Annotated in this window: 9 protein-coding genes, 2 tRNA genes, 3 rRNA genes and 1 other RNA gene; all 15 read left to right on the forward strand. The window is 44.0% G+C overall.

What is annotated here, in order from left to right:
* Positions 1-168: 168 nt before the first annotated feature.
* The 15 genes from ACXYSL_RS08170 to abpA all read left to right on the forward strand — a co-directional run bounded on the left by ACXYSL_RS08170 (position 169) and on the right by abpA (position 13,027).
* Positions 169-1,717: ribosomal RNA gene (locus ACXYSL_RS08170) — 16S ribosomal RNA — on the forward strand.
* Positions 1,718-1,768: 51 nt separating this feature from the next.
* A tRNA-Ala gene (locus ACXYSL_RS08175) sits at positions 1,769-1,841 on the forward strand.
* A 122-nt stretch (positions 1,842-1,963) separates the two neighbouring features.
* A 23S ribosomal RNA gene (locus tag ACXYSL_RS08180) occupies positions 1,964-4,865 on the forward strand.
* Positions 4,866-4,941: 76 nt separating this feature from the next.
* A 5S ribosomal RNA gene (gene rrf, locus ACXYSL_RS08185) occupies positions 4,942-5,057 on the forward strand.
* Together the 16S, 23S and 5S rRNA genes with 2 tRNA genes alongside form the textbook arrangement of a ribosomal RNA operon.
* Positions 5,058-5,062: 5 nt before the next feature.
* Positions 5,063-5,136: transfer RNA gene (locus tag ACXYSL_RS08190), tRNA-Asn, on the forward strand.
* Between the two features lie 208 nt (positions 5,137-5,344).
* Positions 5,345-5,578: a sigma(X)-activator ComW gene (comW, locus tag ACXYSL_RS08195; RefSeq protein ID WP_045616591.1), complete on the forward strand. Its 234-nt coding sequence runs from the start codon at positions 5,345-5,347 to the stop codon at positions 5,576-5,578.
* A gap of 244 nt (positions 5,579-5,822) precedes the next feature.
* The gene (locus ACXYSL_RS08200) at positions 5,823-7,109 is read left to right on the forward strand and encodes an adenylosuccinate synthase (protein ID WP_458624451.1); all 1,287 of its coding nucleotides are present in this window, start codon (positions 5,823-5,825) and stop codon (positions 7,107-7,109) included.
* Between the two features lie 199 nt (positions 7,110-7,308).
* Positions 7,309-7,776 (forward strand): tRNA adenosine(34) deaminase TadA, encoded by a 468-nt coding sequence (tadA, locus tag ACXYSL_RS08205; protein ID WP_061599054.1) that lies wholly within the window; start codon positions 7,309-7,311, stop codon positions 7,774-7,776.
* Positions 7,777-7,808: 32 nt separating this feature from the next.
* An RNA gene (gene ffs / locus ACXYSL_RS08210) (signal recognition particle sRNA small type) lies at positions 7,809-7,902 on the forward strand.
* A gap of 59 nt (positions 7,903-7,961) precedes the next feature.
* The gene (locus ACXYSL_RS08215) at positions 7,962-8,405 is read left to right on the forward strand and encodes a dUTP diphosphatase (protein ID WP_000701997.1); all 444 of its coding nucleotides are present in this window, start codon (positions 7,962-7,964) and stop codon (positions 8,403-8,405) included.
* Entirely contained in the window at positions 8,365-8,922 is a 558-nt protein-coding gene (locus ACXYSL_RS08220; RefSeq protein WP_458624452.1) for a histidine phosphatase family protein, read from the forward strand. The genes ACXYSL_RS08215 and ACXYSL_RS08220 overlap by 41 nt, the downstream gene beginning before the upstream one ends.
* 13 nt (positions 8,923-8,935) lie before the next feature.
* On the forward strand, positions 8,936-10,297 hold the full coding sequence (radA, locus tag ACXYSL_RS08225) for a DNA repair protein RadA (protein ID WP_080585586.1): 1,362 nt from the start codon (positions 8,936-8,938) through the stop codon (positions 10,295-10,297).
* Positions 10,298-10,369: 72 nt separating this feature from the next.
* Entirely contained in the window at positions 10,370-10,864 is a 495-nt protein-coding gene (locus ACXYSL_RS08230; RefSeq protein ID WP_007522536.1) for a beta-class carbonic anhydrase, read from the forward strand.
* 213 nt (positions 10,865-11,077) lie between these two features.
* On the forward strand, positions 11,078-12,046 hold the full coding sequence (locus tag ACXYSL_RS08235) for a ribose-phosphate diphosphokinase (RefSeq protein ID WP_000010177.1): 969 nt from the start codon (positions 11,078-11,080) through the stop codon (positions 12,044-12,046).
* A 333-nt stretch (positions 12,047-12,379) separates the two neighbouring features.
* The gene (abpA, locus tag ACXYSL_RS08240; protein ID WP_458624453.1) at positions 12,380-13,027 is read left to right on the forward strand and encodes an amylase-binding adhesin AbpA; all 648 of its coding nucleotides are present in this window, start codon (positions 12,380-12,382) and stop codon (positions 13,025-13,027) included.
* Positions 13,028-13,038 lie beyond the last annotated feature (11 nt).

A 13,038-nucleotide genomic window follows, 5' to 3' on the forward strand; every position in this document is an offset into this window, starting at 1 on the left:
AGCTGTGATATACTAATATAGTTGTCGCTTGAGAGAGATTGAGTGACAAAGACCTTTGAAAACTGAACAAGACGAACCAATGTGCAGGGCACTACAACTAATGTTGTAGTACTGAACAATGAAAAACAATAAATCTGTCAGTGACAGAAATGAGTGAGAACTCGAACTTTTAATGAGAGTTTGATCCTGGCTCAGGACGAACGCTGGCGGCGTGCCTAATACATGCAAGTAGAACGCTGAAGCTTGGTGCTTGCACCGAGCGGATGAGTTGCGAACGGGTGAGTAACGCGTAGGTAACCTGCCTGGTAGCGGGGGATAACTATTGGAAACGATAGCTAATACCGCATAAAATGGATTATCGCATGATAATTCATTGAAAGGTGCAAATGCATCACTACCAGATGGACCTGCGTTGTATTAGCTAGTTGGTGGGGTAACGGCTCACCAAGGCGACGATACATAGCCGACCTGAGAGGGTGATCGGCCACACTGGGACTGAGACACGGCCCAGACTCCTACGGGAGGCAGCAGTAGGGAATCTTCGGCAATGGACGGAAGTCTGACCGAGCAACGCCGCGTGAGTGAAGAAGGTTTTCGGATCGTAAAGCTCTGTTGTAAGAGAAGAACGAGTGTGAGAGTGGAAAGTTCACACTGTGACGGTATCTTACCAGAAAGGGACGGCTAACTACGTGCCAGCAGCCGCGGTAATACGTAGGTCCCGAGCGTTGTCCGGATTTATTGGGCGTAAAGCGAGCGCAGGCGGTTAGATAAGTCTGAAGTTAAAGGCTGTGGCTTAACCATAGTACGCTTTGGAAACTGTTTAACTTGAGTGCAAGAGGGGAGAGTGGAATTCCATGTGTAGCGGTGAAATGCGTAGATATATGGAGGAACACCGGTGGCGAAAGCGGCTCTCTGGCTTGTAACTGACGCTGAGGCTCGAAAGCGTGGGGAGCAAACAGGATTAGATACCCTGGTAGTCCACGCCGTAAACGATGAGTGCTAGGTGTTAGACCCTTTCCGGGGTTTAGTGCCGCAGCTAACGCATTAAGCACTCCGCCTGGGGAGTACGACCGCAAGGTTGAAACTCAAAGGAATTGACGGGGGCCCGCACAAGCGGTGGAGCATGTGGTTTAATTCGAAGCAACGCGAAGAACCTTACCAGGTCTTGACATCCCTCTGACCGCTCTAGAGATAGAGTTTTCCTTCGGGACAGAGGTGACAGGTGGTGCATGGTTGTCGTCAGCTCGTGTCGTGAGATGTTGGGTTAAGTCCCGCAACGAGCGCAACCCCTATTGTTAGTTGCCATCATTCAGTTGGGCACTCTAGCGAGACTGCCGGTAATAAACCGGAGGAAGGTGGGGATGACGTCAAATCATCATGCCCCTTATGACCTGGGCTACACACGTGCTACAATGGCTGGTACAACGAGTCGCAAGCCGGTGACGGCAAGCTAATCTCTTAAAGCCAGTCTCAGTTCGGATTGTAGGCTGCAACTCGCCTACATGAAGTCGGAATCGCTAGTAATCGCGGATCAGCACGCCGCGGTGAATACGTTCCCGGGCCTTGTACACACCGCCCGTCACACCACGAGAGTTTGTAACACCCGAAGTCGGTGAGGTAACCTTTTAGGAGCCAGCCGCCTAAGGTGGGATAGATGATTGGGGTGAAGTCGTAACAAGGTAGCCGTATCGGAAGGTGCGGCTGGATCACCTCCTTTCTAAGGATAAGGAACTGCACATTGGTCTTGTTTAGTCTTGAGAGGTCTTGTGGGGCCTTAGCTCAGCTGGGAGAGCGCCTGCTTTGCACGCAGGAGGTCAGCGGTTCGATCCCGCTAGGCTCCATTGGTGAGAGATCACCAAGTAATGCACATTGAAAATTGAATATCTATATCAAATAGTAACAAGAAAATAAACCGAAACGCTGTAGTATTAAAAGAGTTTATGACTGAAAGGTCAGAAAATAAGGTTAAGTTAATAAGGGCGCACGGTGGATGCCTTGGCACTAGGAGCCGAAGAAGGACGTGACAAACGACGATATGCCTTGGGTAGCTGTAAGTAAGCGATGATCCAGGGATTTCCGAATGGGGGAACCCAACAGGTACTACCTGTTACCCACATCTGTTAAGGATGTGAGGAGGAAGACGCAGTGAACTGAAACATCTAAGTAGCTGCAGGAAGAGAAAGCAAAAGCGATTGCCTTAGTAGCGGCGAGCGAAACGGCAGGAGGGCAAACCGAAGAGTTTACTCTTCGGGGTTGTAGGACTGCAAAGTGGACTCAAAGATTATAGAAGAATGATTTGGGAAGATCAGCCAAAGAGAGTAATAGCCTCGTATTTAAAATAGTCTTTGTACCTAGCAGTATCCTGAGTACGGCGGGACACGCGAAATCCCGTCGGAATCTGGGAGGACCATCTCCCAACCCTAAATACTCCCTAGTGACCGATAGTGAACCAGTACCGTGAGGGAAAGGTGAAAAGCACCCCGGGAGGGGAGTGAAATAGAACCTGAAACCGTGTGCCTACAACAAGTTCGAGCCCGTTAATGGGTGAGAGCGTGCCTTTTGTAGAATGAACCGGCGAGTTACGATATGATGCGAGGTTAAGTTGAAGAGACGGAGCCGTAGGGAAACCGAGTCTGAATAGGGCGCATTAGTATCATGTCGTAGACCCGAAACCATGTGACCTACCCATGAGCAGGTTGAAGGTGCGGTAAGACGCACTGGAGGACCGAACCAGGGCACGTTGAAAAGTGCTTGGATGACTTGTGGGTAGCGGAGAAATTCCAAACGAACTTGGAGATAGCTGGTTCTCTCCGAAATAGCTTTAGGGCTAGCGTCGACATAAAGATTCTTGGAGGTAGAGCACTGTTTGGGTGAGGGGTCCATCCCGGATTACCAATCTCAGATAAACTCCGAATGCCAAAGAATTATGGTCGGCAGTCAGACTGCGAGTGCTAAGATCCGTAGTCGAAAGGGAAACAGCCCAGACCACCAGCTAAGGTCCCAAAATAATTGTTAAGTGGAAAAGGATGTGGGGTTGCACAGACAACTAGGATGTTAGCTTAGAAGCAGCTATTCATTCAAAGAGTGCGTAATAGCTCACTAGTCGAGTGACCCTGCGCCGAAAATGTACCGGGGCTAAAACAATTTACCGAAGCTGTGGATACCTTTATAGGTATGGTAGGAGAGCGTTCTATGTGTGGAGAAGGTGTACCGTGAGGAGCGCTGGAACGCATAGAAGTGAGAATGCCGGTATGAGTAGCGAAAGACAGGTGAGAATCCTGTCCACCGTAAGACTAAGGTTTCCAGGGGAAGGCTCGTCCGCCCTGGGTTAGTCGGGACCTAAGGAGAGACCGAAAGGTGTATCCGATGGACAACAGGTTGATATTCCTGTACTAGAGTATGTAGTGATGGAGGGACGCAGTAGGCTAACTAAAGCAGACGAATGGAAGAGTCTGTCTAAGCAGTGAGGTGTGATATGAGTCAAATGCTTATATCTGTAACATTGAGCTGTGATGGGGAGCGAAGTTTAGTAGCGAAGTTAGTGACGTCACACTGCCAAGAAAAGCTTCTAGCGTTAAACATGCTCTACCCGTACCGCAAACCGACACAGGTAGTCGAGGCGAGTAGCCTCAGGTGAGCGAGAGAACTCTCGTTAAGGAACTCGGCAAAATGACCCCGTAACTTCGGGAGAAGGGGTGCTGACTTTAGGTCAGCCGCAGTGAATAGGCCCAAGCAACTGTTTATCAAAAACACAGCTCTCTGCTAAATCGTAAGATGATGTATAGGGGGTGACGCCTGCCCGGTGCTGGAAGGTTAAGAGGAGTGCTTAGAGGTAACTCGAAGGTATGAATTGAAGCCCCAGTAAACGGCGGCCGTAACTATAACGGTCCTAAGGTAGCGAAATTCCTTGTCGGGTAAGTTCCGACCCGCACGAAAGGCGTAATGATTTGGGCACTGTCTCAACGAGAGACTCGGTGAAATTTTAGTACCTGTGAAGATGCAGGTTACCCGCGACAGGACGGAAAGACCCCATGGAGCTTTACTGCAGTTTGATATTGAGTGTCTGTACCACATGTACAGGATAGGTAGGAGTCTAAGAGATCGGGACGCCAGTTTCGAAGGAGACGTTGTTGGGATACTACCCTTGTGTTATGGCCACTCTAACCCGGATAGGTGATCCCTATCGGAGACAGTGTCTGACGGGCAGTTTGACTGGGGCGGTCGCCTCCTAAAAGGTAACGGAGGCGCCCAAAGGTTCCCTCAGAATGGTTGGAAATCATTCGCAGAGTGTAAAGGTATAAGGGAGCTTGACTGCGAGAGCAACAACTCGAGCAGGGACGAAAGTCGGGCTTAGTGATCCGGTGGTTCCGTATGGAAGGGCCATCGCTCAACGGATAAAAGCTACCCTGGGGATAACAGGCTTATCTCCCCCAAGAGTTCACATCGACGGGGAGGTTTGGCACCTCGATGTCGGCTCGTCGCATCCTGGGGCTGTAGTCGGTCCCAAGGGTTGGGCTGTTCGCCCATTAAAGCGGCACGCGAGCTGGGTTCAGAACGTCGTGAGACAGTTCGGTCCCTATCCGTCGCGGGCGTAGGAAATTTGAGAGGATCTGCTCCTAGTACGAGAGGACCAGAGTGGACTTACCGCTGGTGTACCAGTTGTCTTGCCAAAGGCATCGCTGGGTAGCTATGTAGGGAAGGGATAAACGCTGAAAGCATCTAAGTGTGAAACCCACCTCAAGATGAGATTTCCCATGATTATATATCAGTAAGAGCCCTGAGAGAAGATCAGGTAGATAGGTTAGAAGTGGAAGTGTGGCGACACATGTAGCGGACTAATACTAATAGCTCGAGGACTTATCCAAAGTAACTGAGGATACGAAGTGTGAGGTTTACTTGGTATTTGATAGATATTCAATTTTGAGTAGGTATTACTCAGAGTTAAGTGACGATAGCCTAGGAGATACACCTGTACCCATGCCGAACACAGCAGTTAAGCCCTAGAACGCCGGAAGTAGTTGGGGGTTGCCCCCTGTGAGATATGGAAGTCGCTTAGCTTTTATCCGCCATAGCTCAGTTGGTAGTAGCGCATGACTGTTAATCATGATGTCGTAGGTTCGAGTCCTACTGGCGGAGTACTATTAGAAACGTTCAATCGAACGTTTTTTATTTTATAAATAAAGTAAACTTCTCAAAATTCAAAACTTAATTTTTTCATCTATAAATGCCTCTATATTTTATTTTTAGTCCGTTTAGCTTTAAATTCTACTTTTATAGGATTTGAAGCTTTTTTAGTTCTTATTTTTGTTAGACTAGTGTTAATAATAAGAAAGGGATTTTTTATATGCTTCAAAATTTTTATGATAGAGCATTTGTCTTTTTGAAATTAGTTGAACAAGAATATGCTTCTTTAGGTCAGAGTCGTGCTGAGTGGGAATCACTTCATCTTCGTTTTTTACTTTATTACTTGATAAGATTTAGAATTACAAGTGTTAAAGACTTTTATTTATATCATTTTCAGACGGCCTATCGCTTGTATTTAGATAAATTCTTGCTAGAAGGCACTACTCTAAACTAGTGAGTTTCATATATATCATTTATCACGAACAATAATCAGCATTGAATTTGTGAATTTAAGGATTTTATTTAAAATTTAAGGTTAGGATTTTTATAATTTACAGAAATTCCAAATCTTTTCTAGTGTTTCTTCTTGATAAAATAGTGTTTTTTTCTTATAATAAATTGTAAGATATAATTGCAGGTGAGACTCCTGCCATGTATATGAGAAAGGAAGAGCCACACGGCTCAGACAAAGTTTTACTATGACTTCAGTTGTTGTTGTTGGTACCCAGTGGGGTGATGAAGGTAAAGGGAAAATTACAGATTTTCTTTCAGCTAATGCAGAAGTGATTGCTCGTTATCAAGGTGGTGACAATGCTGGTCACACAATTGTGATTGATGGCAAGAAATTTAAGTTACACTTGATTCCATCAGGTATTTTCTTCCCCGAAAAGATTTCTGTTATTGGGAACGGGATGGTTGTAAACCCTAAATCTCTAGTAAAAGAATTGACCTATCTTCATGATGAAGGTGTGACAACAGATAATTTACGCATTTCGGATCGTGCGCATGTCATTTTGCCATATCATATTGAATTAGACCGTCTACAAGAAGAAGCTAAGGGCGACAATAAAATTGGGACAACTATCAAGGGTATTGGTCCAGCCTATATGGATAAAGCTGCTCGTGTTGGGATTCGTATTGCTGATCTTTTGGATAAGGATATTTTCCGTGAACGTTTGGAACGCAATCTTGCGGAAAAGAATCGTCTGTTTGAAAAATTGTATGACAGTACTCCTATTTCAATTGATGATGTTTTTGAAGAGTACTATGAGTACGGCCAACAAATCAAGCAGTATGTGACAGATACGTCTGTTATCTTAAATGATGCGCTTGATAATGGCAAACGTGTGCTTTTTGAAGGTGCGCAAGGTGTTATGTTGGATATTGACCAAGGTACGTATCCATTTGTTACGTCGTCAAACCCTGTCGCTGGTGGTGTGACAATTGGGTCTGGTGTTGGTCCAAGTAAGATTGACAAGGTTGTAGGTGTATGTAAAGCCTACACAAGTCGTGTAGGAGATGGACCTTTCCCAACTGAATTATTTGATGAAGTAGGGGATCGCATTCGTGAAGTAGGTCATGAATACGGTACAACAACTGGCCGTCCACGTCGTGTGGGTTGGTTTGACTCAGTTGTGATGCGCCATAGTCGTCGTGTATCTGGTATTACCAATCTTTCATTGAACTCTATTGATGTTTTGAGTGGTTTGGATACAGTGAAAATCTGTGTGGCCTATGATCTTGATGGTCAACGTATTGACTACTATCCAGCTAGCCTCGAGCAGTTGAAACGTTGCAAGCCTATCTATGAGGAATTGCCAGGTTGGTCAGAAGACATCACTGGAGTCCGTAATTTAGAAGACCTTCCTGAAAATGCATGCAACTATGTTCGTCGTGTAAGTGAGTTGGTTGGTGTTCGCATCTCAACATTCTCAGTAGGTCCTGGTCGTGAACAAACCAATATTTTAGAAAGTGTTTGGTCATAGGAGATTTTTAAGATTAGTTTAAGAGAGGTTGGGTATACTATAGACAGTTACAAGAAGACCTCCTAACTTGTTGTAGCAAAATCCTAAACTTTTCTTTTTCATAATAATCTCCCTATTAAGTCACCCCATTGGGTGGCTTTTTTTGTCTTGAGAATCATGATATAATAATAAAATCGACAAGTAGAAAAAGAGAAGAACGATGAATTATACAGTTGAAGAAAAAGAAGCCTTTATGAGAGAGGCTTTGAGAGAGGCTGAGATTGCCTTAGAACACGATGAAATTCCAATTGGTTGTGTGATTGTCAAGGATGGAGAAATCATTGGTAGGGGGCATAATGCGCGCGAGGAGTTGCAACGGGCGGTTATGCATGCAGAAATCATGGCTATAGAGAATGCGAATGCGAGTGAAGAGAGTTGGCGCCTACTCGATTGTACGCTTTTTGTGACCATTGAACCTTGTGTCATGTGTAGCGGGGCGATTGGGCTTGCCCGTATTCCAAACGTAGTTTATGGGGCTAAAAACCAGAAATTTGGTGCAGCTGGAAGTTTGTACGATATTTTGACAGATGAGCGTCTCAATCATCGTGTAGAGGTAGAAACGGGAATTTTGGAAGATGACTGTGCAGCGATTATGCAGGATTTTTTCCGAAATCGACGGAAAAAATAATTTCTCTTTAAAAATAGAAGGGAATGTGGTATAATAAATAGTGGAGCAACAGTTCTGCGTGAAGCGGGTCAGGGGAGGAATCCAGCAGCCCTAAGCGATGTGAATTGTGTGCTCTTTTTTCGTGCTTTTTTCGAATAAATAAGATAAAATAGCCTAGAATAAATGATTATAGAAAAGAGAAAAATATGAAAATTCGTGGTTTTGAATTGGTTTCGAGTTTTACAGATGAAAGTTTGCTACCTAAGCGTGAGACGGCTCATGCAGCTGGTTACGACTTAAAGGTTGCTGTGCGTACGGTTATTGCGCCAGGAGAGATTGTCTTGGTTCCGACAGGTGTTAAGGCCTATATGCAGCCGACAGAAGTGCTCTATCTCTATGACCGTTCATCAAACCCTCGCAAGAAGGGTTTGGTTTTGATTAACTCAGTTGGGGTCATTGATGGGGATTATTATGGAAATCCTGGGAATGAAGGCCATATCTTTGCTCAGATGAAAAATATTACTGATCAGGAAGTGGTTCTCGAAGTTGGAGAGCGTGTGGTTCAGGCTGTCTTTGCTCCTTTCTTAATTGCAGACGGAGATGAGGCAGATGGCGTGCGAACTGGTGGATTTGGATCGACAGGGTATTAAGATGAAGATAATCTTTGTACGTCATGGGGAGCCAGACTACCGTGAGTTAGAGGAGTGTTCCTACACTGGCTTTGGATTAGATTTGGCTCCTTTGTCTGAGAAAGGAAGGCGACAAGCTCAGGAACTTTGCCAAAATCCTTTGCTTGGCTCAGCTGATATACTGGTGTCTTCTGCAGTGACGCGAGCATTAGAAACGGCTTCTTATCTTACTTGTGCTACGGGCCTTCCTTTAAGAGTAGAGCCTTTATTGCATGAATGGCAGGTTTACGAAAGTGGTATAGAGAATTTTGAAAAAGCACGTACTCTGTTTTTAGAAAACAAGGGGGAGTTGCTTCCTAATAGTCCTATTCAGTATGAGACAGCTGAAGAGATGAAGGTGCGTTTTTTGGAAACTATGATAAAGTACCGAGACTACCAGACAGTGCTAGTTGTCGCTCATCGAATGCTCATGCGCCAATTTGTACCAGACGAGAAGATTAATTTTTGCCAAGTGATTGAATGTGAGATAGAAATTTAGAAAGAGGTTTATCATCGCAAAGAAAAAAGCGACATTTGTGTGTCAAAATTGTGCTTATAACTCCCCAAAATACCTAGGACGCTGTCCAAACTGTGGATCTTGGTCTTCTTTTGTAGAAGAGGTTGAGGTTGCTGAGGTCAAGAATGCGCGTGTGTCCTTGACAGGTGAAAAAACCAAGCCTATGAAACTGGCTGAAGTGACTTCAATCAACGTCAATCGAACCAAGACGGAGATGGAGGAATTCAACCGTGTACTTGGAGGCGGAGTGGTACCAGGGAGTCTCGTCCTCATCGGTGGGGATCCAGGAATCGGGAAATCAACCCTTCTCCTACAAGTTTCAACCCAGCTGTCTCAAGTGGGGACCGTTCTCTATGTCAGTGGGGAGGAGTCTGCTCAGCAGATTAAGTTACGAGCAGAGCGCTTGGGGGATATTGATAGTGAGTTTTATCTCTATGCAGAGACCAATATGCAGAGTGTTCGAGCTGAGGTAGAGCGTATCCAACCAGACTTTCTCATTATTGACTCTATCCAGACTATTATGTCTCCTGAGATTTCAGGGGTACAAGGGTCTGTTTCTCAGGTGCGTGAGGTGACAGCTGAGCTCATGCAGCTGGCCAAGACTAATAACATTGCCATCTTTATCGTAGGGCATGTGACCAAGGAAGGTACTCTGGCCGGCCCGCGTATGTTGGAGCATATGGTAGATACAGTGCTTTACTTTGAAGGGGAACGCCACCATACCTTCCGTATCTTGAGAGCAGTCAAAAACCGTTTTGGTTCCACTAATGAGATCGGCATCTTTGAGATGCAGTCGGGCGGATTGGTTGAGGTACTCAATCCGAGTCAAGTTTTCCTAGAGGAGCGTTTGGATGGGGCTACTGGCTCGTCAATCGTTGTGACCATGGAAGGGACTCGTCCGATTTTGGCGGAGGTTCAGGCTTTGGTAACACCAACCATGTTTGGAAATGCTAAACGCACGACGACAGGACTTGATTTCAATCGTGCAAGTCTGATTATGGCTGTTTTGGAAAAACGAGCAGGGCTTCTTTTGCAAAACCAGGATGCCTATCTCAAATCTGCTGGTGGTGTGAAATTGGATGAGCCTGCCATTGACTTAGCCGTTGCAGTGGCTATTGCCTCTAGTTATAAGGACAAGCCTACCAATCCTCAGGAATGTTTTGTGGGTGAACTGGGCTTGACCGGAGAAATTCGACGCGTGAATCGTATCGAACAACGTATCAATGAAGCGGCAAAATTGGGCTTTACCAAGATTTATGTACCCAAGAATTCCTTAACAGGAATCACTCCACCCAAGGAAATTGAGGTCATTGGTGTGACGACTATTCAGGAAGTTTTGAAAAAGGTCTTTGCATAATCCGTGACAAATCCTCTTAAAAATGATAAGATAGGAGAAATATTTGATTATCAAATTTTTGAGGAGGGAATCGTGTCGTATTTTGAACAGTTTATGAAAGCCAATCAGGCTTATGTTGCCCTACATGGGCAGTTAAATTTGCCACTTAAACCCAAAACCAGAGTAGCGATCGTGACCTGCATGGACTCGCGTCTACACGTTGCCCATGCTCTTGGTTTGGCCCTTGGGGATGCTCATATCTTGCGGAATGCGGGTGGTCGAGTAACTGAGGACATGATTCGTTCACTAGTGATTTCCCAGCAACAAATGGGGACTAGAGAGATTGTAGTGCTTCACCATACAGACTGTGGAGCTCAAACCTTTCAAAATGAAAGTTTTCATGAACATTTGAAACACGAGCTCGGGGTTGATGTGTCTGATCAAGATTTTTTACCATTCCAGGATGTTGAAGAGAGTGTGAGAGAGGATATGCAATTGCTTCGAGAATCTCCACTGATTCCTGATGATGTGGTTATTTCAGGTGCTGTCTATGATGTGGATACAGGAAGTATGAGAGAAGTATACTAACTTTGTCTCGAAAAAATCTCATCCTAGCATAAAATCGATTGTTAAAATGTAGGATTTTTAGTTTTAATATGGCTAATATAAAATAGTATAAAACAAGGGTATAAATGTTTACTCTTGTTTTATTTTTGATTGAAAAATAAAGGAAAAAGCGCTACAATGGTAGATGGAAAATGTTGTGTAAAAACAAGTGATACATAAATACCGGAGGAAATCATGTCTTTTTCTGATTTAAAGCTGTTTGCCCTTTCTTCTAATAGAGAATTGGCAGAGCGTGTGGCGCAAGAAATTGGGATAGAGTTGGGGAAATCGACTGTTCGCCAATTTTCAGATGGGGAGATTCAGGTCAACATTGAGGAATCAATCCGTGGAAAACACGTCTTTATCCTACAATCAACTAGTTCACCTGTAAATGATAATTTACTTGAAATTTTGATTATGGTGGACGCATTGAAGCGTGCTAGTGCAGAATCTGTCAACGTTGTCATGCCTTACTATGGCTATGCACGTCAGGATAGAAAAGCGCGTGCGCGTGAGCCAATCACAGCAAAACTCGTTGCAAACATGCTAGAAGTTGCTGGGGTAGATCGTTTGTTGACGATTGATTTGCACGCTGCACAGATTCAGGGATTCTTTGATATTCCTGTAGATCACTTGATGGGTGCTCCATTGATTGCGGACTATTTTGAACGTCGTGGCATGGTTGGCTCTGACTACGTGGTTGTCAGCCCAGACCATGGTGGGGTAACTCGTGCTCGTAAATTGGCAGAGTTTTTGAAAACTCCGATTGCGATTATTGACAAACGCCGTAGTGTAGACAAGATGAATACCAGTGAAGTGATGAACATCATTGGTAAGGTAGAAGGTAAGACTTGTATCTTGATTGACGATATGATCGATACAGCTGGAACTATTTGTCATGCGGCAGATGCTCTTGCTGAAGCAGGTGCTGTTGAAGTTTACGCAAGCTGTACGCACCCAGTTCTTTCTGGGCCAGCTATGGACAATATCCAAAAATCAGCTATTAAGAAATTGGTTGTTTTGGATACTATCTACCTACCAGAAGAGCGTTTGATTGATAAGATTGAGCAAATCTCTATTGCCCATCTCTTAGGAGATGCTATTGTACGTATCCACGAAAAACGCCCTCTCTCTCCTCTATTTTGTATTGAGAAAAAGATTTAAAACTTACAACTGAAAATATGTGAGTTATATAAGAGTCTAATAGTAATGAAAACTTTGTTTTAGAATCTCTTATAAGAGATTCTAAACGTAGATTTAGTAAATCTATAAACCTAAAGAAGTTAGAGCATATATTGTTCGTTTTTTGCAAATGTTTTATTAGTTGGCATAGATTAAAAACGCTTTCTTCTATTGTGTAACGAAATTTTTCTTTGCTTTATTAGATTTTTTTAAAAAAAATAAAAAAATACTTGACAATCACCATATATGTGATATACTTTAGGTAATAGGGCGAGGCCTTATAAATAAATAAGAAATTAAAGAGGAGATAAAACAATGAAGAAAGTTTTATTATCATCAGTAGCAGCTCTTGCAGTATTTTCTGCAGCAGCCCCAGCATTTGCAGATATCAATGGTGGAGCTAACACTCCTGGAGCATATGATTCACGCGAAGCATATGAAAACCAATCTGAATTTGTAAGTGCTCGTACAGTTGAAGAGTACCTTAACGGTCATATGGAAAACATCAAGGCTGAAGCAGCACAAGATCCTGCTGTAGTTGCAGCTAAAGCTGAACTTGATGCTGTTGAAGGTGGTTCACACCTTTACGGTGAAAAGAAAGCAGCTTATGAAGCAGCATTCAACACTGCATTCTTGAACGTACGTAACAAATATGTACAAAAATTCCAAGAAGTTCAAAATTCAGCGAAGAAAGCTGAAGGTAAATACTACATCTTGAACGAAACTCCAGAACAAAAGAATGCTCGTTACGAGAAAGAACATGGTAAAGCAGCAGCTGATCAAGCAGCAGCTGATCAAGCAGCAGCTGATCAAGCAGCAGCTGATAAACCATCTGCTAAACCAGAAGAAGGTAAACCAGGTGTAGCTGATCAAGCTAAAAAATCTGCTGAAGCAGCTAAAAAAGCTGGTGTAGATGCAAAAGCTGGTCAAAAAGCTCTTCCAAAAACACACGCTGCTAAATAATTCATTTATTT

The sequence above is a fragment of the Streptococcus sp. V913 genome (genome assembly GCF_054353455.1).